The sequence below is a fragment of the Pseudomonas oryzae genome (genome assembly GCF_900104805.1).
Lineage (GTDB): Bacteria > Pseudomonadota > Gammaproteobacteria > Pseudomonadales > Pseudomonadaceae > Geopseudomonas > Geopseudomonas oryzae.
This window is the reverse complement of the sequence record NZ_LT629751.1, coordinates 1,912,179-1,935,481: the sequence shown is the minus strand read 5'-3', so window position 1 is coordinate 1,935,481 and position 23,303 is coordinate 1,912,179. Positions and strand designations below refer to the sequence as shown.

The window sequence follows — 23,303 nt, the reverse complement described above, 5'->3', positions numbered from 1 at the left end:
GAAGGAAGTCCTTGACGATCGCTCCGGCCGGGCCGGCAGGGGAAGCCTGTGTTGTTGAGGAGGGCGGGTTCAGGCAGGGCATCAATCCGACATTACGTCAAAAAACCGGCTGTCGTTTTTATGTCTTGCTGCCGGATTCGCTTGTTTTTTGTGACGCAATTATGCAAAAAAATGTGACCGAGGTAACTAGTGCGATTGACTAATAAGCAGTATTTCAACGCCTGTTTGTCTAGCGTCAAAAAACCGTGCACCAATTTTGGGCGGCAATGGGCGGTCGGGCTGGCACGTCAGACAGGTGCCAGCCTGGGGGAGGGCGGAAAATCGCGTAGTAGAGCGGGTGGCGTGCGGAGGGTCAGTTCAGGGGGAGGGCTGCCAGGCGATAGCCGAGTTCGTCGACCTCCAGCGCCCAGCCCTGGCGGTCCCAGTCGCCGAGGACGATGCGTTGGGCATTCTGGCCGTCGACCAGCAGCTTGTGCACGGCGGGGCGGTGGGTGTGACCGTGGATCAGGGTGCGTACGCCGTGCTCGGCCATCACCTGCGGCACCACCTCGGGGGTGACGTCGACGATGTCGGCGGCCTTCTCGCGGGTGCGCATGCGGCTGGCGTCGCGCAGCTTGCGCGCCAGCTTGTGGCGGGTGGCCAGCGGCAGGTTGCGCAGCAGCCATAAAGAGAACGGGTTGCGCAGGCGCTTGCGCAGGCGCTGGTAGCTCTCGTCGCGGGTGCACAGGCTGTCGCCGTGCAGCAGCAGCACCGGCTCGCCGTACAGTTCGACCACGCTGCCCTCTTTGAGCAGGGTGCAGCCGGCCTCGCGGCAGAAGCGCCGGCCGAGCAGGAAGTCGCGGTTGCCGTGCATCAGGTAGATGCGCGTGCCCTTGTCGCTCAGGCGGCGCAGGGCGCTGGCGATGGAGCGCTGGAAGTCGTCCATGCCATCGTCGCCGATCCATACCTCGAAGAAATCGCCGAGGATGTACAGTGCTTCGGCATCGGCGGCGCGGGTGTCCAGGAAATGCAGAAACGCCCGGACGATGTCCGGGCGCTCGGCTTCGAGATGCAGGTCCGCGATGAACAGGACGCTCATCGAATCACTCGGCGACGACTTCGGCCTTCTCGATGATCACGTCGTCCACCGGCACGTCGCCGTGGCCCATGCGGTTGCCGGTGGCCACGCCCTTGATCTTGTCGACCACGTCCATGCCTTCCACCACTTCGCCGAACACGGCGTAGCCCCAGCCCTGGGTGGTCGGCGCGGTGTGGTCAAGGAAGCTGTTGTCGGCGACGTTAATGAAGAACTGCGCGCTGGCCGAGTGCGGGTCCATGGTGCGGGCCATGGCGATGGTGCCGACCTTGTTGGACAGGCCGTTGTTGGCCTCGTTCTTGATCGGCGCGCGGGTGCTCTTCTGCTTCATGCCCGGCTCGAAACCGCCGCCCTGGATCATGAAGTTGCCGATCACGCGGTGGAAGATGGTGCCGTCGTAGTGGCCGTCCTTCACGTACTGCTCGAAGTTGGCCGCGGTTTCCGGGGCCTTGTCGGCAAACAGCTTGAGGGTGATGACGCCGAAGTTGGTGTGCAGCTTGATCATGGAGGGAATTCCGCTGAATGGATGAGGGCATCCGGCACCTGCCGTGGCAGGTGGTCTGTCGGGTGCCTGACGGGTTCGCTATGATAAGCCCTTTGCATTGGCTGGCCTACCCTGGCCGGCACCGACATGTTCAAGGACACCATGAGCAAGCCCACCGTCGAAAAAGCCGCGAACTTCCTGCGTCCGATCGTCCAGGCCGACCTGGAAGCCGGCAAGCACGCCAAGATCATCACCCGCTTCCCGCCGGAGCCCAACGGCTACCTGCATATCGGCCACGCCAAGTCGATCTGCCTGAACTTCGGCCTGGCCGAGGAGTTCGGTGGCGAGTGCAACCTGCGCTTCGACGACACCAACCCGGCCAAGGAAGACCAGGAGTACATCGACGCGATCAAGGCCGACGTCGAGTGGCTGGGCTTCCAGTGGGCCGGCGAGGAGCGCTACGCCTCCAACTACTTCGACCAGCTGTACGCCTGGGCCGTGCACCTGATTCAGAATGGCAAGGCCTACGTCTGCGACCTGTCGCCCGAGGAGGCGCGCGCCTACCGCGGCAACCTGACCGAGCCGGGCAAGAACAGCCCGTTCCGCGAGCGCAGCGTTGAGGAGAACCTCGACCTGTTCGCGCGCATGAAGGCCGGCGAGTTCCCCGATGGCGCCCGTGCGCTGCGCGCCAAGATCGACATGGCCTCGCCGAACATGAACCTGCGCGACCCGATCCTCTACCGCATCCGCCACGCCCATCACCACCAGACCGGCGACAAGTGGTGCATCTACCCCAGCTACGACTTCACCCACGGCCAGTCGGACGCCCTGGAAGGCATCACCCACTCGATCTGCACCCTGGAGTTCGAGGATCACCGCCCGCTGTACGAGTGGTTCCTCGCCAACCTGCCGGTGCCGGCCCAGCCGCGCCAGTACGAGTTCGCCCGCCTCAACCTGAACTACACCATCACCAGCAAGCGCAAGCTCAAGCAACTGGTCGATGAAGGCCACGTGAATGGCTGGGACGACCCGCGCATGTCGACCCTGTCCGGCTACCGTCGCCGCGGCTACACCCCGGCGTCGATCCGCGCCTTCTGCGACATGATCGGCGTCAACCGCGCCGGCGGCCTGGTCGACATCGGCATGCTGGAGTTCGCCATCCGCGAGGACCTGGACGCCAACGCCGCGCGCGCCATGTGCGTGCTCAAGCCGCTGAAGGTGGTGATCACCAACTACCCGGAAGGCCAGGTGGAGAACCTCGAGCTGCCGCGCCATCCCAAGCAGGACATGGGCGTGCGCGTGCTGCCGTTCTCCCGCGAGATCTACATCGACGCCAGCGACTTCGAGGAAGTCCCGCCGGCCGGCTACAAGCGCCTGATCCCCGGCGGCGAAGTGCGCCTGCGCGGCAGCTACGTGATCCGCGCCGACGAGGCAGTGAAGGACGAAGCCGGCAACATCGTCGAGCTGCGCTGCTCCTATGACGAGAACACCTTGGGCAAGAACCCGGAAGGCCGCAAGGTCAAGGGCGTGATCCACTGGGTGCCGGCCGAAGAGAGCGTCGAGTGCGAAGTGCGCCTGTACGACCGCCTGTTCAAGGCCGCCAACCCGGAGAAGACCGACGAGGAGGGCGGCAGCTTCCTCGACAACATCAACCCGGAATCGCTGGTGGTGCTCAAGGGCTGCCGCGCCGAGCCGTCGCTGGCCAATGCCGCCCCGGAAGAACGCTTCCAGTTCGAGCGCGAGGGCTACTTCTGCGCCGACCTGAAGGATTCGAAGCCGGGCGCCCCGGTGTTCAACCGTACCGTCACCCTGCGCGACTCCTGGGGGCAGTAAATGACGCTCTCCATCTACAGCACCCTGTCCAAGAGCAAGGACGAGTTCAAGCCGCTGGAAGGCAACAAGGTGCGCATGTACGTGTGCGGCATGACCGTCTACGACTTCTGCCACATCGGCCACGCGCGGGTGATGGTGGCGTTTGACGTGGTCGCCCGCTGGCTGCGCCATCGCGGCTATGAGCTGACCTACGTGCGCAACATCACCGACATCGACGACAAGATCATCAAGCGCGCCAACGAGAACGGCGAGTCGTTCCAGGATCTGGTGGGGCGCATGATCGCCGCCATGCACGAGGACGAGGCGCGCCTCAACGTGCTGCGTCCGGACATCGAGCCGCGTGCCACCGACCATATCGCCGGCATGCACGCGATGATCCAGACCCTGATCGACAAGGGCTTCGCCTACGCCCCGGGCAACGGCGACGTCTACTACCGGGTCGGCAAGTTCGAGGGCTACGGCAAGCTGTCGCGGCGCAAGATCGAGGACCTGAAGATCGGCGCGCGCATCGAGGTCGACGAGGCCAAGGAAGATCCGCTCGACTTCGTGCTGTGGAAGGGCGCCAAGCCGGGCGAGCCGAGCTGGGAATCGCCCTGGGGCGCCGGGCGTCCGGGCTGGCACATCGAGTGCTCGGTGATGTCCACCTGCTGCCTGGGCGAGACCTTCGACATCCACGGCGGCGGTCCGGACCTGGTGTTCCCGCACCACGAGAACGAGATCGCGCAGAGCGAGGCGGCCACCGGCAAGCTGTACGCCAACGCCTGGATGCACGCCGGCGCGGTGCGCGTCGACGGCGAGAAGATGTCCAAATCGCTGGGCAACTTCTTCACCATCCGCGAGGTGCTGGAGAAGTACCATCCCGAGGTGGTGCGCTACCTCTTGGTGTCCAGCCACTACCGCAGCCCGATCAACTACTCCGAGGACAGCCTGCGCGAGGCCAAGGGCGCGCTGGAGCGCTTCTACAACGGCCTCAAGGGCCTGCCGGACGCGGCGCCTGCCGGTGGCGAGGAGTTCGCCCTGCGCTTCGGCGCGGCGATGGACGACGACTTCAACTCGCCGGAAGCCTGCGCGGTGCTGTTCGAGATGATCCGCGAGGTCAATCGCCTGCGCGAGAGCGACCTGAACGCTGCCGCCGGCTTGGCCGCGCGCCTCAAGGAACTGGCCGGTGTGCTCGGCGTGCTGCAGCTCGAGCCGGACGCCTTCCTGCAGGCCGGCGCCGCGGGTAAGGTCGACGCCGCCGAGGTCGATGCGCTGATCGCTGCGCGCCTGCAGGCACGCGCCGAGAAGAACTGGGCCGAATCCGACCGCATCCGCGACCAGCTCACCGCCATGGGCGTGGTGCTGGAGGACGGTAAGGGCGGCACCACCTGGCGCCTGGCCGAGTAATCTGACCCGCTGTAGCGAAAGGGGCTGCCGCGAGGCGGCCCTTTTCGTTTGGCGGGCTCAGGCCTGCGCGGCTGCGCTGTTCTCCTCGTGGATGCGCAGTACCGCTTCCAGTTCGTCGCGCACCAGCGGGTCGCTGCACTGCGGCAGATGCTCGCGCAGCTTGCGGATCACCCATTGCTGGCCGCGGTCGATGAATGCCAGGCGTTGTTGCATGTCGGCTATCGCCATCGCCTTGTCGTGAAAGCTCCCCGTCTCGCGGTTCGGTTCCACGTCCAGATGCTTCATGCAGGTGAGCAGACGCCGGCAGCTTTCCCCCTCGCCGGCAAGGATCCGCTCCAGTAGTGGCTTGAGGCTCGGGCCCGTGCATTCGCGCAGGCTGGCCGAGGCCACCTGAACCCCCGCGCGCTCGGCGCTGATCAGGGTTTGCAGCAGTTCTTCGAGTGATGCGGACATGGGCGGGACTCCGGTCGTTTTACTCGATGGTAGCGGCTTTTGCCCGCTTCGATAGTCGCGCTGATGCCTCTCTGCCGGGTGCATGAACATCGCTCCTGCCAGGCATCCATGTCCATGGTGCGGTTCTTGCTCCCGCCGCTGCGCGCCCCGGGCCGGTCATGCCGGGGGATTCCTGATTTGGCACGTGAGGGAGCACCTGAGATGGATATCGGTAATCTGGATTTGTCCGAAGCGGCCTGGCTGTGCCTTGGCAAGCTGGCGATGGCCGTGGAGCTGGATTGCGGCAAGCGTTTCGCCTTTCGCAAGGCGGTCGATGAAATCGTTGGCCTGCTGGAAGCTGCCGAAGCGAGTGTCGATGCGGAAATTCGTCGCCGCAAGGATGATTTCCTGCAGGTTGTCTCGCCGGGCATGCAGCGGCTGTTGAGCGGCCGCGGGCTGCTGGCGGAGCCTGGCGAGAGGCCGGTCGGCGCAGGCGAAGGCCCGGCGCAACGCTATTATCGCGGCGCCAGAGTCGGCGAGGAGGTTGCCGACGTGGCGCTGCCGCGAGAGGAGGTGGACGCACTGCGTTACCGCGGCGCGAAGGTCGTCGACGCCAGTGAGCCGGCGACTCCCGTACCGGCCGGGAACCAGACGGCAGTCGATGGGCTGGGACGCAAGCGCATCGTCTATCGTGGCAAGGTGATTCATGTCTGAAGCGGCGGGCCTGCTGCGTCTGCTGCATGCCTGGCAGGGTTCATCCGCCAGCTGCGCGGCATCCAGGTTAGCGCCCTCGGCCGGAGCCTTTCCGACGACTGTCGCCGCCTCCCTCCGCCTGTGAACGGTGGATTCGAGCCTGGCTGCTATGCTCGTGCTCTATGTGACAGGGAAGCATGGGGCGCGATTTCCATGAATCGGGTGGCGATGTTGGTGGGCAATGCGCGGAACTGGTGGCAGCGGCGGTTCGGAGGGGCACGTTCGACCGGCCTGCGCTGGGCGCCGGACAAGACCCTCAAGGAGCTGATGGCCGAGCAGGGGCTCGATGAGAATGGCCGCAAGCGCGATCCCTCGCCCATCCCGCCACAGACGGGGCCGCAGAATGATGTCATCTGCATTGTCGAGTTCAGCTATGACGGCGCGAATGGCTCGCCTGGCCATACCGTGCTCGGGGTCGTTCGCCTCGATGACAGGGCTTTCCACGGATTGTGTCCGCGCAGTGGCGAAATGCTCTCTTTCCCCTGGAGCAAGGTGCGTGGCCTGGTGAGGCTGGTCGACTCGGGGGAAATGATCGAGCCCAGGGACGTGGTTGCGCGTTACTCCTGATATCGGCAGCCGGGCCGGGCGCGGATGCCGGGCTTGCCGTGCCGATTCCCCGACCGCGTCAGTGCCGGGGCGGCACTGCGTAGGCGACGCATCGGCAAGTGTCCGGACGGGCGTACCCGTCATCCGCGCACCGCACGATCGCTCCCTCAGCCATCATGCCGCTTGGCATACATCCGGCATTCGGCGATCAGCGCCAGCAGGTTGGGGTCGCGCTCGCGGCTCTTGAGGAACACCACGCCGATCTGCTGCTGTAGGCGATAGCGCGCCTGCAGCGGGATCAGCCGCACGCGGTTCTCGTACACCGCGGCGATGCGCCCGGGCAGCAGAGCGTAGCCGACCCCCGAGCTGACCATGCTGAGCAGGGTGAAGATGTCGTTGACCTGCATCGCCACCTTCGGCGCGAAGCCGGCCTGCTGGAACACCCGCTGGGCGTCCTGGTGGGTGGCGAAGCCCTGGGTCAGGGTGATGAAGGTGGCCTCGCTGAGATCGGCCAGGTCCACCTCGGCCTGCCTGGCGAACGGCGAGTCGGTGGGCACGGCGAGGAAGATGTCGTCGCGGAACAGCGGCAGCGACTCGCAGTCCGGGTCGGCCACGCTGTCGTTGAGCGACACCAGGATGGCGTCCAGCTCCAGGTTCTTCAGCTTGTACAGCAGGTCGACGTTGGAGCCGAGGATAAGGTCGATGTTCAGCTCGCTGCGCCGCAGCTTGAGGCCCATGATCAGCTGCGGCACCGTCCTCACCGTCAGCGAGTAGAGCGCGCCGAGCTTGAAGCGCTCGGCGGAGAAGCCGGCCGCCTCGCGGGTCAGGCGCACGGTGTCGAGCATGTCGGCGACCAGCTTCTGCGCGCGGTCCTCCAGCACGTGGGCGCTCTCCAGCGGGGTGAGCTTGCGCCCCTCGCGCTTGAACAGCGGGCAGCGCAGGGCGCTCTCCAGCGAGTGGATGGCGCGGTGCACGCTGACCGTGCTGGTGTCGAGCTCGGCAGCGGCGCGCGACAGGTTGCCGCTACGCATGAAGGCCAGGAAGATTTCCAGCTTCTTGAAGGTCAGTTCTTCGTCGATCTGCATGGTCGGTTTCGGCGGCGGCGGTGGCGTCGATTGTGCCGCAATCCGGGCGAACCTGCCCGCCCATCGCCGCCTCTGCACTTTCTCCCCGACAGTGCGGTCCAACTGCCTGACTTTACTGGAAAAACCTTTACCTGCCGGGCAGCCGCGGATACTGTTCGCACGTACAGGTGCATGGCCAAAGGCTGGCAGCGCCAGGCGCCTTTTCCCCCTCATGAACACTGCTGCCGACGCCATGGCGTCAGCAGCGGGTCGCTATAGCGCGGCCCATCGCTGGAGACCCCCGGATGTCCGAACACGCCCTTCCCTCGGAGCAGAGCCGCCGTGCGGAGAACGCCGCGCCGGGAGCGACGGACATCGCCGGTTCCGAGCGTCACCCGTGGCCCGGCTATCGCGAAGCCCCCGAGCGTCTGGCGGCCTTCTGCCGGCCCGACCAGGGCGTGCTCGACAGGCTGCTGCAACTGGCCGGCGAGCTGCTCGGGCGCAATGGCCACGACGCCGCCCTGCACGGCTACGCCGGCGCCGATGGCGCACGCCTAGGCCTGCAGGCGGCGGCGCTGTGGAACGTGCTGCTCGGCCTGCGCCTCGATGGTTTGCCGCTGGGTGCGCCGCTGGCCGAGGCGCAACGCCTGCGCAGCCCGGCGCAGATCGTCCGCGGTCGCAGCGCCAGCGCCCTCGACGTTGCACTGCTGGCCGCCGCGCTGCTCGAGCGCCTCGGCCTGCACCCGCTGATCGTGCTGGAGGACCGGCACGCCTACGCCGGCCTGTGGCTGAACGCCGAAGGCGGCTTCCCGTGCATCTGCAGCAGCGACGCGCTGGCCCTGCGCAAGCGCGTGCAATTGAAGGAGGTGCTGCTGTTCGACACGGGGCTGGTCGGCCAGGGCGTGCCGTTCAAGGAAGCGATCCGCGCCGCCCAGCAGCGCCTGAACGACGACGCGCGCTTCGTGCTGGTGCTCGACGTGGCCCAGGCGCGCGCCGCGCAGATCCGTCCGCTGGATGCGCCCGCAGTGGCGGCCGCCGACCTGCACGTGCTGGAGGCGCCGGAGCTGGCCGTACCGGCCGCGACGGACGACGAGCTGCCCGCTGGCCCCGGCGGACGCCTGGCGCAGTGGCAGCGCCGCCTGCTCGACCTGTCCCTGCGCAATCCGCTGCTCAACCTGCGCGACAGCAAGGTCGCCATCCCGCTGCTGGCGCCCGATCCGGCGGCGCTGGAGGACCTGCTGGCCGACGGCAAGAGCTTCGCCGTCGATGCGCTGCCCAAGGCCACCAATCCCGAGGAGGCCGCCGGCCAGGCGCAGGCGGCGCTCGCCGCGCTGGCCAGGGGCCGGCTGTTCGCGCCGCTGGAGGCCGACAGGCTCGACGCCACCCTGGTCGAGCTGTACCGCAAGGCGCGCACCGACCTGGAGGAGGGCGGCGCCAACACCCTGTTCCTCGCCATCGGCATGCTGCGCTGGCGGCGTCCCGGCGAGGCGGAACGCAGCTACCGCGCGCCGCTGATCCTGGTGCCGGTGAGCCTGACCCGCAAGTCGATCAACGCCGGCATCCGCCTCGGCCTCGGCGACGACGAGCCGCGCTTCAACACCACCCTCTTGGAGATGCTGCGCCAGGACTTCGCCCTCGACATCCAGGGCTTCGACGCCCTGCTGCCGACCGACGAACGCGGCCTGGACATCGCCGGCATCCTCACCCGCCTGCGTCGCGAAGTGCTCGAACTGGACGGTTTCGAGGTGCTCGACGAGGTGCTGCTGAGTACCTTCTCCTTCGCCAAGTACCTGATGTGGAAGGACCTGGTCGACCGCGTCGAGCAGCTCAAGGACAACCCGGTGGTGCGCCATCTGCTCGATACCCCGCGCGAGCCGTTCGCGCAGAGCGGCGAGTTCGTCGCGCCGGGCGAGCTGGACCGCCGCCTCAGCCCCGAGCAGCTGTTCGCCCCGCTGTCCGCCGACTCCTCGCAGCTCGCCGCGGTGGTGGCCGCCGCCGAGGGGCGCAACTTCGTGATGATCGGCCCGCCGGGCACCGGCAAGTCGCAGACCATCGCCAACATGATCGCCCACAACCTGGCGCTGGGCCGCAGCGTGCTGTTCGTCGCCGAGAAGGCCGCGGCGCTGGAGGTGGTCTATCGCCGCCTGCGCGAGCACGGCCTCGGCGAGTTCTGCCTGGAGCTGCACTCCAACAAGGCGCGCAAGCAGGACGTGATCCGCCAGCTCGGCGCGGCCTGGCAGGCCGGCGCCGAGCTGGGTCCGGGCGAGTGGGAGCGCGAGACCCAGCGCCTGCGCCTGCTGCGCGACGAACTCAACCAGCTGGTCAAAGCCCTGCACGAGCCGCGCCGCAACGGCCTGAGCATCCGCCAGGCACTGGCCACCGCGGTGGCCGGTGCGCAGGTTCCCGAGGTGCGCCTGCGCTGGGCCAGCGCCGACCAGCACGACGCCGCGGCGCGCGAGCAGCTCTTGGCGGTGGCCGAGCGCATCGACCTCAACGCCGCCGAGCTGGGCGATATCGCCGGGCATTCGCTGGCCTTCGTGCAGCAGGAGGAGTGGAGCCTGGCCTGGCAGCAGGATCTGCAGCAGCAGGCCGAGACCCTGGCGGCGCGCGCGCGTACCCTGCGCGATGCGCTCATCGAGCTGAGCCAGCGCCTCGGCCTGATCCGCCCGCTCAACGGTCGCGGCCAGCTCGCCGCGCTCGGCCAGTTGCTCGACCTGCTGCCGCAGACCATCGGCAAGCCGCTGGGCTTCGCTTTCCAGGCCGACGTGCTGGAGCGTCTCGACGCGCTCAACCGCGCGGTCGGCCTGCTCGAACGCTTCGCCGCCGCCGAGGACGAGCTGTCGACGCCCTGGCCGCGCGAGCGCCTGCTGGCGCTCGATCTGGCCGCGCTGCAGCGGCGCTGGCGCGAGGCCAGCGACTGCTGGTGGCCGCTGAAGATTCTCAAATTGCGCCAGTTCCACGGCTGGCTGCACGAGCAGGCCGGCGTCAGCGAGGCCGTGCAAGTGGCCGCCGACCTGCCGCACCTGCAGGAGCTGCAGGCGGTGCACGCCGAGCTGCAGCCGCTGCTCGCCCGCCTCGACGGCCTGCCCGGCTGGCGCGGGCTGGACTCCGACCCGCAGCAGCTGCGCGCGCTGGCCGACACCGCCTGGCGCCTGCGCCAGCTGCTTGCCGCGCTGGCCACCGACCCCGAACAGCTCGCCGCGCTGCGCAGCGGCCTGCGCCTGCTGGTGGTCGACGCCAACGAGCTGCTCGCCGCCGACGCGCCGGTCGGCCGCCTGTGCAGCCGCTATATCGAACTGCAGGATAACTTCGCCGAGGCGCTGGAGGCGTTCGCCGGCCTGGCCGGGCGCAGCGTCGACGAGCTGTACAGCCCCGGCCTCGCCGGCCTGGACAGCCTGCTGGAGCTGACCGCCCGCCTGCAGGCCGGCCACGGCCGCCTGCACGCCTGGTGCGCCTGGCTGCGCGTGCGCGGCGAGGCGCTGGCGCTCGGCCTGCTGCCGCTGGTCGAGGCCCTCGAACAGGGCCGCGTGGCGGCCGGCCAGGCGCAGCGCGCCCTGGAGGTCAACTATGCGCGCTGGTGGCTGGTGCAGAAGATCGACGCCACCCCGGCGCTGCGCAACTTCGTCGCGGTCGAGCACGAGCGCAAGATCGCCAGCTTCCGCGCCCTCGACGACCGCGTACGGGAGATCACCGCGCAATGCATCCGCATGCGCATCCGCCAGGGTCTGGTCGACCGCGAGGACGCGCAGAAGTCCAGCGAGTTCGGCATCGTCCGCCGCGAGCTGGAGAAGAAGACCCGCCACAAGCCGCTGCGCCAGCTGCTCGCCGAGGCGCCCAGCGCCATCGGTGCGCTGACCCCATGCCTGTTGATGTCGCCGCTGTCCATCGCCCAGTACCTGCCGGCCGGCCAGGCCTTCGACCTGGTGATCTTCGACGAGGCCTCGCAGATCACCGTGTGGGACGCCATCGGCGCCATCGCCCGTGGCCGGCAGACCGTGGTGGTCGGCGATCCGAAACAGCTGCCGCCGACCAGCTTCTTCAGCGCGGCGCAGGCCGGCGAGGAGGAGGGCAGCGACGACGAGGATCTGGAAAGCATCCTCGACGAACTGCTCGGCGCCAACCTGCCGACCATGGGCCTGTCCTGGCACTACCGCTCGCGCCACGAGAGCCTGATCGCCTTCTCCAACCACCGCTACTACAAGGGCGGGCTGATCACCTTCCCGTCGCCGGCCACCGAGGACCGCGCGGTCAACCTGCAGTACGTCGCCGGCAGCTACGACCGCGGCGGCAGCCAGACCAACCGCGCCGAGGCCGACGCGGTGGTGGCGGAGATCGAGCAGCGCCTGCAGGACGTCGAGCCGGGCGCGCTGACCCTCGGCGTGGTCACCTTCAACCAGAAGCAGCAGACCCTGATCCTCGACCTGCTCGACGCCGCGCGGCGGGCCAACCCGGCGCTGGATCGCCACTTCGACGAGGCGCTGATCGAGCCGGTGTTCGTCAAGAACCTCGAATCGGTGCAGGGCGACGAGCGCGACGTCATCCTGTTCAGCACCACCTTCGGCCCGGACAGCCTCGGTCTGGTCAGCATGAACTTCGGCCCGCTGAACAAGAGCGGCGGCGAGCGGCGCCTCAACGTGGCGATCACCCGCGCGCGCAGCGAGCTCAAGGTGTTCACCAGCCTGCGCCCGGAGCAGATCGACCTGTCGCGCAGCGCCGCCGAGGGGGTGAAGGACCTCAAGCACTTCCTCGAATTCGCCGAGCGCGGCGCGCGGGCGCTGGACGAGGCGGTGCACGGCTCGGTGGGCGGCTTCGACTCGCCATTCGAGGAGGCGGTGGCGCGCGCCCTGGCCGAGAAGGGCTGGACGCTGCACCCGCAGGTCGGCGTGTCGCGCTTTCGCATCGATCTGGGCGTGGTCGATCCCGACGCGCCGGGCCGCTATCTCGCCGGCATCGAGTGCGACGGCGCCACCTACCACCGCTCGGCCACCGCGCGCGACCGCGACAAGATCCGCGAGAGCGTGCTGCGCGGCCTTGGCTGGGAGATCGTCCGCCTGTGGTCCACCGACTACTGGCTCGACCCCGCCGGCACCCTCGACAAGCTCGACCAGCAGTTGCGCAAGCTACTGGAGCGGCGCCGGGCCAAGGCTCAGGGGTAGGTCGAAGGAGACCTCCTGTAGGGGCGAATTCATTCGCCCGGCCGGGCCGCGTCGTCGAATGAATTCGCCCCTACAGGCCGGGAAATTGGCTTTCTGTGATGGCCCTGCCACTCCGGTCGGATTCAGGATGCACAATGTCGCTCAGGTGCAATGTCCTGGCGGCGGGGATGGCAAGCTTTGCGAATGTTCCGGACCAGGTGCGCGCAGACGCTCGCCCGGAGCGCAAGGGCGGCGACCAGCACGATCACGCATGCGTGACAAGATGGGTTCGCCGCAGCGAAGATTTCCGGACAGCTGCCGGTAGGCGGCAGCCTCGTTCGTGATGCCGAGGTACGCTGTATGCCTGATGAGACGCTTCACCTGCCTCTGATTCACCGCGTGCTGGAGCGCGAGAAGGATTCTCCCGGAGCCCTTCTGCCGATCCTCCATGCCATCCAGGACGGCGCCGGGTACGTCCCCGACGTCGCCATTCCCGAAATCGCCCATGCACTCAACCTCAGCCAGGCCGAGGTGCGCGGGGTGATCAGCTTCTACCACGACTTCCGCACCACGCCGCCGGCGCGCCACACCCTGCGCCTGTGCCGCGCCGAGTCCTGCCAGAGCCGGGGCGCCGAGGCCCTGGCCGCGCAGCTGCGCGAGCAGCTGCAGGTGGACGACCACGGCACCAGCGCCGACGGGGCGATCGACCTGCGCCCGGTCTACTGCCTGGGCGCCTGCGCCTGCTCGCCGGCCCTGGAACTGGATGGCCGCGTGCACGCGCGGCTCACCCCCGAGCGCCTGCGTGCGCTGGTCGAGGGCTGCCTGGAGGACGAGTCATGCTGAAGCTGTGCATCCCCTGTGATTCCGTCGCCCGCGCGGTCGGCGCCGACGACGTGGCCGACGCCCTGGCTCGCGAAGCTGCGCGCCGCAATCTGCCGCTGGACATCCAGCGCACCAGCTCGCGCGGCCTGTTCTGGCTGGAGCCGCTGGTCGAGCTGGACAGCCCTGCCGGCCGCCTGGGTTTCGGCCCGGTCACCCCGGAAGACGTGCCGTCCCTGCTCGATGCCCTGCAAGGCGACGCCAGCGCCCATCCGCTGGCCCTGGGGCCGGTGGAGGAGATTCCCTACCTGAAGAGCCAGCAGCGCCTGCTGTTCGCCCGCGCCGGCATCACCCGCCCGCTGTCCCTGGACGACTACCGTGCCCATGGCGGCTTCGAAGGGCTGACCAACGCCATCGCCCTGGACGGCGATGACATCGTCGCCGCCGTGCTCGATTCCGGCCTGCGCGGCCGCGGTGGTGCGGCCTTCCCGGCCGGCATCAAGTGGCGCACCGTGCGCGGAGCCACCGCTTCTCAGAAGTACGTGGTGTGCAATGCCGATGAAGGCGACTCCGGCACCTTCGCCGACCGCATGCAGATGGAGGGCGACCCCTTCCTGCTGATCGAGGGCATGACCATCGCCGGCCTCGCCGTCGGCGCGACCCTCGGCTACATCTACGTGCGCTCCGAATACCCGCAGGCGGTGGCAACCCTGCGCGCGGCCATCGACATCGCCCGTGACGCCGGCTATCTCGGCGCCGACGTGGCCGGCAGCGGCCGCGCCTTCGACCTCGAGGTGCGCGTCGGCGCCGGCGCCTACATCTGCGGCGAGGAAACCGCGCTGCTCGATTCGCTGGAAGGCAAGCGCGGCCTGGTGCGCGCCAAGCCGCCGCTGCCGGCGCTGCAGGGCCTGTTCGGCCAGCCGACCCTGGTGCACAACGTGCTCACCCTGACCTCGGTGCCGGTGATCCTTGCCCGCGGCGCGCAGTTCTACCGCGACTTCGGCATGGGCCGCTCGCTCGGCACCATGCCCTTCCAGCTGGCCGGCAACATCCGTCATGGCGGCCTGGTGGAGCGCGCCTTCGGCCTGACCCTGCGTGAGCTGGTGGAAGGCTACGGCGGCGGCACCGCCAGCGGCCGACCGCTGAAGGCCGCGCAGGTCGGCGGCCCGCTGGGCGCCTGGGTGCCGCCAGCGCAGTTCGACACCCCGCTGGACTACGAGGCCTTCGCCGCGATGGGTGCGATGCTCGGCCACGGTGGGGTGGTGGTGGCCGACGACACCCTGAACATGGCGCAGATGGCGCGTTTCGCCATGCAGTTCTGCGCCGAGGAATCCTGCGGCAAGTGCACGCCGTGCCGGATCGGCTCGACCCGTGGCGTGGAAGTGGTGGAGCGGCTGATCGCCGCCACCGACATCACCGCCCGCGAGGAGCAGGCCGAATTGCTCAAAGACCTCTGCGACACCATGACCTACGGCTCGCTCTGCGCCATGGGCGGCATGACCGCCTACCCGGTGACCAGCGCCCTCAAGCACTTCCCCGCCGACTTCGGTCTGCAGACCCCGGAGGCCGACCAATGATCAACATCTTCGACCCCGCCACCGACGATCTCGGCACCCCCGCCCGCGACAGCGAGGTGCAGGTCAGCCTGAGCATCGACGGCCGCGAAATCAGCGTGCCCGCCGGCACCTCGGTGATGCGCGCCGCGGCGCTGCTCGGTACCAGCATTCCCAAACTGTGCGCCACCGACAGCCTGGAGGCCTTCGGCTCCTGTCGGATGTGCGTGGTGGAAATCGAGGGCATGCGCGGCTACCCGGCCTCCTGCACCACGCCGGTGGCTGAAGGCATGGTAGTGCGCACCCAGACGCCGAAACTGGCCGGCCTGCGCCGCAACGTGATGGAGCTGTACATCTCCGACCACCCGTTGGACTGCCTGACCTGTCCGGCCAACGGCAACTGCGAACTGCAGACCGTGGCCGGCCAGGTGGGCCTGCGCGAGGTGCGCTACGGCTACGAGGGCGCCAACCACCTGGACGAGGCCAAGGACGTCTCCAACCCGTATTTCGAGTACGACCCGAGCAAGTGCATCGTCTGCAGCCGCTGCGTGCGCGCCTGCGAGGAAATCCAGGGCACCTTCGCCCTGACCATCGAAGGTCGCGGCTTCGACTCGCGGGTGAAGGCGGCCGGCGGCGAGGACTTCCTCGACTCCGAGTGCGTGTCCTGCGGCGCCTGCGTGGAGGCCTGCCCGACCGCGACGCTGATGGAAAAGAGCGTGGTGGCGATCGGTCAGGCCGAGCGCAGCGTGGTCACCACCTGCGCCTACTGCGGCGTGGGCTGCTCGTTGCGCGCCGAGATGAAGGGCGAGCAACTGGTACGCATGGTCCCGGACAAGAACGGCCAGGCCAACCACGGCCACGCCTGCGTCAAGGGCCGCTTCGCCTGGGGCTATGCCACTCACCCCGACCGCATCACCAAGCCGATGATCCGCAAGAGCATCGACGACCCCTGGCAGGAAGTCAGCTGGGAAGAAGCGGTCAACTATGCGGCCGGCGAGTTCCGCCGCATCCAGCTCAAGTACGGGCGCGACTCCATCGGCGGCATCACCTCCAGCCGCTGCACCAACGAAGAAACCTACCTGGTGCAGAAGCTGATCCGCGCCGGCTTCGGCAACAACAACGTCGATACCTGCGCCCGCGTCTGCCACTCGCCCACCGGCTACGGCCTCAAGCAGACCCTCGGCGAGTCCGCCGGCACCCAGAGCTTCGACTCGGTGCTGCAGGCCGACGTCATCCTGGTGATCGGCGCCAACCCCACCGACGCCCACCCGGTGTTCGGTTCCCTGCTCAAGAAGCGCCTGCGGCAGGGCGCGCGGCTGATCGTCATCGATCCGCGGCGCATCGACCTGGTGGATTCGCCCCACGCCCGCGCCGAGCTGCACCTGCAGCTGCGTCCGGGCACCAACGTGGCCATGCTCAACGCCCTGGCCCACGTCATCGTCAGCGAAGAACTGGTCGACCAGCGCTTCGTCGAGGAGCGCTGCGAAGCGGCAGCCTTCGCCCACTGGCGCGACTTCGTCAGCCTGCCGGAGAACTCGCCGGAGGCCCTCGGCCCGGTGTGCGGCGTGCCCGCCGAGCAGATCCGCGAGGCCGCCCGGCTGTACGCCACCGGCGGCAACGCGGCGATCTACTACGGCCTGGGCGTCACCGAGCACAGCCAGGGCAGTACCGCGGTGATGGGCATCGCCAACCTCGCCATGGCCACCGGCAACATCGGCCGCGAGGGCGTCGGGGTGAACCCGCTGCGCGGCCAGAACAACGTCCAGGGCTCCTGCGACATGGGCTCCTTCCCCCACGAGCTGCCGGGCTACCGCCACGTCTCCAACGACGCCGTGCGTGACCAGTTCGAGCAGGCCTGGGGCGTGACCCTGCAACCCGATCCGGGCCTGCGCATCCCCAACATGTTCGAGGCGGCCCTGGGCGGCACCTTCAAGGGCCTCTACTGCCACGGCGAGGACATCGCCCAGAGCGATCCCAACACCCAGCACGTCACAGCGGCGCTGTCTGCCATGGAATGCGTGGTGGTGCAGGACATCTTCCTAAACGAAACCGCCAAGTTCGCCCACGTGTTCCTGCCGGGCAGCTCGTTCCTGGAGAAGGACGGCACCTTCACCAACGCCGAGCGACGCATCTCGCGCGTGCGCAAGGTGATGGATCCGCTGGGTGGCTTGGCCGACTGGGAAGCTACCCAGCTGCTGGCCAATGCCCTGGGCTACAAGATGGACTACCGGCATCCGTCGGAGATCATGGACGAGATCGCGCGCTTGACCCCCACCTTCACCCGGGTCAGCTACACCGAACTCGATCGCCATGGCAGCCTGCAGTGGCCGTGCAACGACGCCGCGCCGGATGGCACGCCGACCATGCACATCGAGGAGTTCGTGCGCGGCAAGGGGCGCTTCATGCTTACCGGCTACGTGCCTACCGAGGAGAAGGTCAACAGCCGCTACCCGCTGCTGCTGACCACCGGGCGCATCCTCAGCCAGTACAACGTCGGCGCGCAGACCCGGCGCACCGACAACGTCGCCTGGCACGAGGAGGACCGCCTGGAGATCCACCCCAGCGACGCCGAGAGCCGCGGCATCCACGACGGCGACTGGGTCGGCGTGGGCAGCCGCGCCGGGCAGACGGTGCTGCGCGCCAAGGTTTCCGAGCGGGTGGCGCCGGGGGTGGTGTACACCACCTTCCACTTCCCCGAATCGGGAGCCAACGTGATCACCACCGACAACTCCGACTGGGCCACCAACTGCCCGGAATACAAGGTCACGGCGGTGGAAGTCACGCGGGTCTACCAGCCTTCCGAGTGGCAGAAGCGCTACCAGGAGTTCAGTGACGAACAGCGGCGCCTGTTGCAGGAACGCCGCCGCGCCGAGAAAGCGGAGGGACGCCGATGAGCACCGACAACCTGATCAAGATGGCCAACCAGATCGCCCAGTACTTCGCCAGCGAACCGGACAAGGACCTGGCCGTGCAGGGCGTGCGCCAGCACCTGCAGAGCTTCTGGACCCCGGCGATGCGCCGCGAGCTGACGGTCTGGCAGGAGGAACACCACGGCGCCGACCTGCACCCGCTGGTGCAGGCGGCGCTGACGGGGGCGGGGGCGAAGGTCTAGGGCGCCCGGCAGAGGCCGTGCCCCGTCGCTCCCGCCCAGGCGGGAGCGCGGTGGCGGCTTTCTCGCGGGCCATGGCCCGGGCATGGAGGCCAGGGGCTCTTGGTAGAGGCGAATTCATTCGCCCCTACAGCAGAACCACGAGGTGGATGGCTACCCCGTGGAAAACTTGCGCAGCGATTTCCACAACCGTCGGACGCGCATGGTGGGAAATGCCTGCGGCAGTTTCCCATCCTACCTTCCTGCCCTTGGCGCTACGAGACCACGCGTAGCGTGCTCGCCCCGTTGCCTTGGCGCTGCACGCGGATCTGCACCGGGATGCGCTCGTGCATCTCCTGCACGTGGGAGATCACCGCCACCTTGCGCCCCTGCGCCTGCAGGTTGTCCAGCGCGTCCATGGCCAGCTGCAGCGACTCGGGGTCGAGGCTGCCGAAGCCCTCGTCGATGAACAGCGACTCGATGCGCAGCTTGCTCGACGCCATCGACGCCAGGCCCAGCGCCAGCGCCAGCGAGACCAGGAAGGTCTCGCCGCCGGACAGCGAGTGCACCGAGCGCAGCTCGTCGCCCATCTCGGTATCCAGCACCAAGAGGCCCAGCGCGCTGCCGCCGCGCTGCAGGCGGTAGCGCCGGGCCAGCTGGCGCAGCTGCAGGTTGGCGTGCTGCACCAGCAGGTCGAGGTTGTAGCCCTGGGCGATCTTGCGGAAGGTGGCGCCGTCGGCCGATCCGATCAGCGCGCTGATGCGGCCCCAGCGCAGGTGTTCGGCCTGCGCGGCGGCGATGCGTTCGAGCAGCTCGCGGCTCTGCTGGCGGCGGCGGTCGTCCTCGACCAGCGAGGCGCGCAGGTCGGTGGCCTGCTGCTCGGCCTGCTCGCAGCGCTGGTGCTGCTGGTCCAGCGCCTGCTCCAGTACAGCCGGCTCGGGCGCTTCGCTTACCTTGGCCAGGTGCGCGGCCAGTTGCTGGCTGCGTTCGTCCAGGCGCACCCGGCCCTGGGTGACGGCGTCCTCGGCGGCCTTGAGCTGCGCGCGCAGCAGGGCAAGATCGCCGGCCGGGCGGGCCAGCAGGGCGGCCAGGCTGGCGTCGTCCAGCTGCGGATGGCCGGCGCGCCAGGCGGCCAGTTCGCGCGCCAGTTCGGTCTGCTCGGTGTGCAGCGCCTGCTGGCGCTGGCGCAGGTTGTGTTCCTCGCCGGCGAGGCGGATCTGCTGCTGGCGGGCCTGCTGCAGCGCCTCGCCGGCGGCGTTGGCGGTGGCGCGGGCCTGGCTTTCCGCCTGCTCCAGTTGGTGTTGCCAGGCGGTGGCGCTGGGCTGCTCGCCCAGGCACTGGAGGAGGTTGGCCTCGGCCTGCTGGCGGCGGGTCTGCAGTTCGGCGAGGCGCTCGCCAGTGGCCTGCAGCTGCTGCTGGCGCTGGTCCTGACGTAGGCGCTCCTGCTCCAGCACAGTCTGCCGCTGCTGGTGCTCCTCGCTCAGTTCGCGCTGCTCGTCCAGCTGCTGCAGGCGCTCGGCGACCTGGCGATCCAGCTCCATGAAGGTGCGCGCCGGCTCCTCCTGCCAGCGGCTCAGCCAGTCGCCGGGCAGCAGGGCGGCGAAGGCCTGCAGTTCGGCGTCCAGGCGCTGCTGGTCGTCGGCCAGTTGCTGGCGCTGCTGCTCAAGTTGCTGGCGCGCCGTCTCGTCGGCCTTCTCGGTCGCCCGTAGCTGCTCCTGCAGCTGTTCGCTGCGCCGCTGCTGGGCCAGCAGTTCGCCCTGGTGCTGCTCGGCCTGCTGGATGGACTGGCGCAGCTCGGCCAGTTGCCCGCTCAGCCAGGCGCTGCGCTGCGCGACCGGCTGGGCCAGCAGTTCGGTCTGGCTGGCGAGCATGGCGTCCAGGCGCTCGAGCTCGGCGCCGATGCGCGCCCGTTCCTGCTCCGCTTCGCCCAGCTGGCGCTCCAGCGCCTTGTATTCGGCGGCCAGCCCGGCGCGCTGCTCCTTGAGTTCGTCGACCTGCTGGCCAGCCCGCGTGGCTTCGGCCTCGTCCTGGCTGGCGAGGGCGGCGAGCAGCGCATCGCCGTGGTGCCAGGGATGCTCGGCGCTGCCGCACACCGGGCAGGGCTCGCCGTCCTGCAGCTGCGCGCGCAGTGCCTCGACGCTGGCGCTGCGCGCCAGGCGCTGACGCTCCAGCAGTTCGAGGGTGAGCTTGAGCGCCTGCTCGGCGCCCTGCAGCTGGGTGGCGACCGCCTTGCCGTTGGCCACGCACCGCTCGCGCTCGGCCTGGCATTTGGCGCTGTGCGCCTGCACGGCGGCCAGGCCGCTGGCCAGTTCCTCGCGGCGTTGCCAGTGGCGTTGTGTCTGGTCGAGGCTGTGCAGGCGCGGGCGCCAGGCGTCGAGCTGTGGCTGCAGGCGCTCGAGCTGCTCGGCGGGGCTGTCGCCGCCCAGTCGCTGCTGCAGTTCGGCGAGCTGCCGCTGTGCGGCGGCGCGGAGTTCCTGCGCGTCGTGGGCCGCCTGCTCCAGCGCCGGCAGCTCGCCACGGCCCTGCTGCAGACGGTTGGCCAGCTGCACGGCCTGCTGCAGGCGCGGGCGATGGCCGTCCCAGGCGGCGCACAGAGCGTGCAGGGCGGCGCTGTGCTGCAGGCGCCCGGCCAGCGCGGTCTGTTGGCTGGCCAGCGCGTGCTGGCGAGCCTGCAATTCGGTCAGCTGCCGTTCGCCCTCGGTGGCTTCGCCGTGCGCCTGCTGCTCGGCCTGCCGGGCTCGGGCCAGTTCCTGCTGCAGTTCGCTCAGGCGCTGTTCTTCGGTATGCGCCTGGGCGAGCAGCGGCGCGGCCTGCTGGCGGGCCTGCTCGGCGGCCTGCGCCTGCGCGTGGCTGGCGCTGGCGGCCGTCTCCAGTTGGCCCAGGCGCTGCTGCAGCGCCTGCTGTTGCTCGCCATGGCGCTGCAGGTCGCTGTCCAGCCCGGCCAGCAGCGGTCCCAGCTCGGCCTGGCGGGCGAAGCGGTGCCGTTCGGGGGCGAGCTGTTCGAGCAGGGCGAGGGTCTGGCGTTCGCCGGCGAGGTTTTCCTGCGCGGTGCGGGCGGCGTCGAGCTGGCCCTGCGCGGCCTGCTGCTCGGCCTGCAGGCGCTCGCGCTCGACCAGCCACTGGCGCTGCTGCTGCAGATGCTGCAGGGCGGCCTGCTCGGCCTTGAGCCGGCTCGCGGCCTCAGCGTGCTGCTGCTCCAGCGCCGTGCGTTCGTCCACGGCCAGCGGGCGGATACCGCCGGCCTCGCGCTCCAGCACTTCCAGCGCTTCGCGGGCGCGCTTGGCGGCGGCGTAGGCGGCCTTGCCGATGCGGCTGTACACGCCGGTGTCGGTGAGCTTCTCCAGCAGTTCGCCGCGCTGGTTGTCGTCGGCCTTGAGGAAGGCGCTGAACTCGCTCTGCGCCAGCAGCACGGCGCGGGTGAACTGCTGCAGGTTGAGGCCCAGGCGCTGCTCCATCTGCTCGGCGAACTCGCGCTTGGCGGTGGCCAGCAGCTGGTCGCCGTCCAGGTCGCGCAGGCTCTGCTGGCTGTTCTGCAGCTTGCCGCTGGCCTTGTCGCGGGCGCGGCGCACTTCCCAGCGCGCGCGGTAGCGCTTGCCGTCGACGCCGACGAAATCGACCTCGGCAAAGCCGCCGCTGGCGCCGCGGCGCAGCAGGTTGCGCCCGTCGTCGCTGCCGAGCGCCTCGTTGTCGCTGCCGTCCGGCACCTTGAGGGCGGCCCGGGCGTGCTGCAGGCGCGGCGTCTCGCCGAACAGCGCCAGGCACAGGGCGTCGAGCAGGGTGCTCTTGCCGGCGCCGGTCGGCCCTGTGATGGCGAACAGCCCGGCGCTGGCCAGCGGCTCGCTGGTGAAGTCGACCTGCTGCTCGCCGGCCAGCGAGGCGAGGTTCTTCAGGCGGATGGCGAGGATCTTCATGCCGGCTCTCCTTCGAGTTCCACGGTCTGCAGCAGGGTCAGGAAATCCTCCAGCACCTGGGCGTCGGCCTCGCTGCCGTATTCGGCCTGCCAGCTGCGGCGGAACAGCTCCTGCGGGTCGAGCTGGTCGAGGCCGACCAGCGGGGCGGCTTCCTCGCCGCGGCCAAGGTATTCGCTGGCGATGCGCACCAGCCGGCAGCCCTTGCCGTCCAGCGCCGCTTCGATCTGCTGGCGCAGGTCGGGCTGCGGCTGCTCCAGCTGCACGCGCACCTCCAGCCAGGGCTGGCGTTCGCGCGGCACATCGGAAGCGGGCAGGGCAGCGAGCTGTTCCAGCACCGAGGCGAGGCTCGCCGGGCCGACGCGCAGCATCTCCACCGCGCGCGGCACGCGCAGAGGCTCGACGCTGCCTAGACCCGCGCCGTCCAGCTCGATGCGCAGCACCTGGTGCGGGTAGTTGACCTCGGCGAACGACAGCGGCAGCGGCGCGCCGCTGTAGCGGATGCGTGGTTGACCTGCGACCTGCTGCGGCTTGTGCAGGTGGCCGAGGGCGACGTAGGCCACCGCCTCGGGAAACAGGCTGGCCGGCAGCGCCTCGGCGTTGCCGATGACGATGTTGCGCTCGGAATCCTCGGATACCGCCGCCCCGGCCATGTGCGCGTGGCTCACCGCCACCAGCGCCTGCTGCGGCGCGCGCCGCCTCTCGGCGGCGGCGATCAGCTCGCGGTGCACCCGCTCGATGCCGGCCAGGTAGTCGTCGCCCACCGCGCCGCCGGTGACCTCGGCCGGGCGCAGGAACGGCAGCGCCAGGCACCAGGCGCCGATCTCGCCGTTCTCGCGATGGAGCGGCAGCAGCAGGCGGTCGCTGTCCAGCGCGTCCTCGTCCAGCCACTCGACGCGGCCGAGGGCGTGGGCGTTGAGGCGGCGCATCAACGGCGCCGGCAGCTCGATCCGTCCGCCGGAGTCGTGGTTGCCGGCGATCATCACGATGTCCAGCTGCGGCAGGCGCTGATGGGCGCTGACGATGAAGTCGTACAGGCGCTCCTGGGCTTTCAGCGGCGGGTTGACGGTGTCGAAGATGTCACCGGCGATCAGCAGGGCGTCGGCCCGCTGCTCCACCAGGATGTCGAGCAGCCAGGTCAGGAAGGCGGCGTGCTCGTAGTCGCGGTCCTGGCCGTGCAGGGTCTGCCCCAGGTGCCAGTCGGAAGTGTGGATCAGGCGCATGGTT

Annotated in this window: 16 protein-coding genes; 10 read left to right on the top strand and 6 right to left on the bottom strand. The window is 69.3% G+C overall.

All coding sequences use genetic code 11. From position 1 onward, the window contains the following. The first annotated feature begins 11 nt into the window (after positions 1–11). Positions 12–203 (top strand): hypothetical protein, encoded by a 192-nt coding sequence (locus BLT78_RS21380; protein ID WP_157719516.1) that lies wholly within the window; start codon positions 12–14, stop codon positions 201–203. Between the two features lie 149 nt (positions 204–352). On the opposite strand, the gene lpxH is transcribed toward BLT78_RS21380, so the two are convergent. Together lpxH and BLT78_RS08600 are read right to left on the bottom strand one after the other, a co-directional pair. Then, positions 353–1,078 (bottom strand): UDP-2,3-diacylglucosamine diphosphatase, encoded by a 726-nt coding sequence (gene lpxH / locus BLT78_RS08605; protein ID WP_090348578.1) that lies wholly within the window; start codon positions 1,076–1,078, stop codon positions 353–355. A gap of 4 nt (positions 1,079–1,082) precedes the next feature. Further along, positions 1,083–1,580, bottom strand: coding sequence for a peptidylprolyl isomerase (locus BLT78_RS08600; protein WP_090348577.1), 498 nt, complete (start codon positions 1,578–1,580; stop codon positions 1,083–1,085). A 141-nt stretch (positions 1,581–1,721) separates the two neighbouring features. Between BLT78_RS08600 and BLT78_RS08595 the strand changes: the two genes are divergently transcribed. Together BLT78_RS08595 and cysS are read left to right on the top strand one after the other, a co-directional pair. Further along, positions 1,722–3,392 (top strand): glutamine--tRNA ligase/YqeY domain fusion protein, encoded by a 1,671-nt coding sequence (locus BLT78_RS08595; RefSeq protein ID WP_090352218.1) that lies wholly within the window; start codon positions 1,722–1,724, stop codon positions 3,390–3,392. Then, entirely contained in the window at positions 3,393–4,778 is a 1,386-nt protein-coding gene (gene cysS / locus BLT78_RS08590; RefSeq protein ID WP_090348576.1) for a cysteine--tRNA ligase, read from the top strand. Between the two features lie 57 nt (positions 4,779–4,835). Here cysS and BLT78_RS08585 read toward each other — a convergent pair whose 3' ends face one another. Further along, positions 4,836–5,231 carry a DUF6306 domain-containing protein gene (locus tag BLT78_RS08585; RefSeq protein ID WP_090348575.1) on the bottom strand — a complete coding sequence of 132 codons (396 nt, stop codon included), beginning with the start codon at positions 5,229–5,231 and terminating at the stop codon, positions 4,836–4,838. 201 nt (positions 5,232–5,432) lie between these two features. Between BLT78_RS08585 and BLT78_RS08580 the strand changes: the two genes are divergently transcribed. Continuing rightward, positions 5,433–5,924 carry a hypothetical protein gene (locus tag BLT78_RS08580; protein WP_090348574.1) on the top strand — a complete coding sequence of 164 codons (492 nt, stop codon included), beginning with the start codon at positions 5,433–5,435 and terminating at the stop codon, positions 5,922–5,924. Positions 5,925–6,116: 192 nt separating this feature from the next. Further along, complete coding sequence (locus BLT78_RS08575; protein ID WP_157719515.1) at positions 6,117–6,530, top strand: hypothetical protein; 414 nt, start codon at positions 6,117–6,119, stop codon at positions 6,528–6,530. 146 nt (positions 6,531–6,676) lie between these two features. On the opposite strand, the gene BLT78_RS08570 is transcribed toward BLT78_RS08575, so the two are convergent. Continuing rightward, positions 6,677–7,594, bottom strand: coding sequence for a LysR family transcriptional regulator (locus BLT78_RS08570; RefSeq protein ID WP_090348572.1), 918 nt, complete (start codon positions 7,592–7,594; stop codon positions 6,677–6,679). 284 nt (positions 7,595–7,878) lie between these two features. Between BLT78_RS08570 and BLT78_RS08565 the strand changes: the two genes are divergently transcribed. From BLT78_RS08565 to BLT78_RS08545, 5 genes are all read left to right on the top strand, one after another. Further along, positions 7,879–12,729 (top strand): DUF4011 domain-containing protein, encoded by a 4,851-nt coding sequence (locus tag BLT78_RS08565; RefSeq protein ID WP_090348571.1) that lies wholly within the window; start codon positions 7,879–7,881, stop codon positions 12,727–12,729. 339 nt (positions 12,730–13,068) lie between these two features. Further along, positions 13,069–13,551, top strand: coding sequence for a formate dehydrogenase subunit gamma (locus tag BLT78_RS08560; RefSeq protein WP_090348570.1), 483 nt, complete (start codon positions 13,069–13,071; stop codon positions 13,549–13,551). Beyond that, entirely contained in the window at positions 13,545–15,104 is a 1,560-nt protein-coding gene (locus tag BLT78_RS08555; protein WP_090348569.1) for a formate dehydrogenase beta subunit, read from the top strand. The genes BLT78_RS08560 and BLT78_RS08555 overlap by 7 nt, the downstream gene beginning before the upstream one ends. Continuing rightward, positions 15,101–17,974: a formate dehydrogenase subunit alpha gene (gene fdhF / locus BLT78_RS08550; RefSeq protein WP_090348568.1), complete on the top strand. Its 2,874-nt coding sequence runs from the start codon at positions 15,101–15,103 to the stop codon at positions 17,972–17,974. The genes BLT78_RS08555 and fdhF overlap by 4 nt, the downstream gene beginning before the upstream one ends. Next, positions 17,971–18,192, top strand: a complete 222-nt coding sequence (locus tag BLT78_RS08545; RefSeq protein WP_090348567.1) for a formate dehydrogenase subunit delta — start codon at positions 17,971–17,973, stop codon at positions 18,190–18,192. Before fdhF ends, BLT78_RS08545 begins: the two co-directional genes overlap by 4 nt. Before the next feature lie 251 nt (positions 18,193–18,443). On the opposite strand, the gene BLT78_RS08540 is transcribed toward BLT78_RS08545, so the two are convergent. Together BLT78_RS08540 and BLT78_RS08535 are read right to left on the bottom strand one after the other, a co-directional pair. Next, positions 18,444–22,079, bottom strand: coding sequence for an AAA family ATPase (locus BLT78_RS08540; RefSeq protein WP_090348566.1), 3,636 nt, complete (start codon positions 22,077–22,079; stop codon positions 18,444–18,446). Further along, positions 22,076–23,299 (bottom strand): exonuclease SbcCD subunit D C-terminal domain-containing protein, encoded by a 1,224-nt coding sequence (locus BLT78_RS08535; protein ID WP_090348565.1) that lies wholly within the window; start codon positions 23,297–23,299, stop codon positions 22,076–22,078. The genes BLT78_RS08540 and BLT78_RS08535 overlap by 4 nt, the downstream gene beginning before the upstream one ends. Positions 23,300–23,303: the final 4 nt, after the last annotated feature.

Bases quoted from the DNA above. Each gene is read 5' to 3' on its own strand.
- BLT78_RS08575 (WP_157719515.1), top strand. From the start codon at position 6,117: ATGAATCGGGTGGCGATGTTGGTGGGCAATGCGCGGAACTGGTGGCAG.
- BLT78_RS08545 (WP_090348567.1), top strand. From the start codon at position 17,971: ATGAGCACCGACAACCTGATCAAGATGGCCAACCAGATCGCCCAGTAC.
- BLT78_RS08540 (WP_090348566.1), bottom strand. From the start codon at position 22,079: ATGAAGATCCTCGCCATCCGCCTGAAGAACCTCGCCTCGCTGGCCGGC.
- BLT78_RS08595 (WP_090352218.1), top strand. From the start codon at position 1,722: ATGAGCAAGCCCACCGTCGAAAAAGCCGCGAACTTCCTGCGTCCGATC.
- BLT78_RS08560 (WP_090348570.1), top strand. From the start codon at position 13,069: ATGCCTGATGAGACGCTTCACCTGCCTCTGATTCACCGCGTGCTGGAG.
- BLT78_RS08565 (WP_090348571.1), top strand. From the start codon at position 7,879: ATGTCCGAACACGCCCTTCCCTCGGAGCAGAGCCGCCGTGCGGAGAAC.
- fdhF (WP_090348568.1), top strand. From the start codon at position 15,101: ATGATCAACATCTTCGACCCCGCCACCGACGATCTCGGCACCCCCGCC.
- BLT78_RS08570 (WP_090348572.1), bottom strand. From the start codon at position 7,594: ATGCAGATCGACGAAGAACTGACCTTCAAGAAGCTGGAAATCTTCCTG.
- BLT78_RS08580 (WP_090348574.1), top strand. From the start codon at position 5,433: ATGGATATCGGTAATCTGGATTTGTCCGAAGCGGCCTGGCTGTGCCTT.
- BLT78_RS08585 (WP_090348575.1), bottom strand. From the start codon at position 5,231: ATGTCCGCATCACTCGAAGAACTGCTGCAAACCCTGATCAGCGCCGAG.
- BLT78_RS08555 (WP_090348569.1), top strand. From the start codon at position 13,545: ATGCTGAAGCTGTGCATCCCCTGTGATTCCGTCGCCCGCGCGGTCGGC.
- lpxH (WP_090348578.1), bottom strand. From the start codon at position 1,078: ATGAGCGTCCTGTTCATCGCGGACCTGCATCTCGAAGCCGAGCGCCCG.
- BLT78_RS08600 (WP_090348577.1), bottom strand. From the start codon at position 1,580: ATGATCAAGCTGCACACCAACTTCGGCGTCATCACCCTCAAGCTGTTT.
- BLT78_RS08535 (WP_090348565.1), bottom strand. From the start codon at position 23,299: ATGCGCCTGATCCACACTTCCGACTGGCACCTGGGGCAGACCCTGCAC.
- cysS (WP_090348576.1), top strand. From the start codon at position 3,393: ATGACGCTCTCCATCTACAGCACCCTGTCCAAGAGCAAGGACGAGTTC.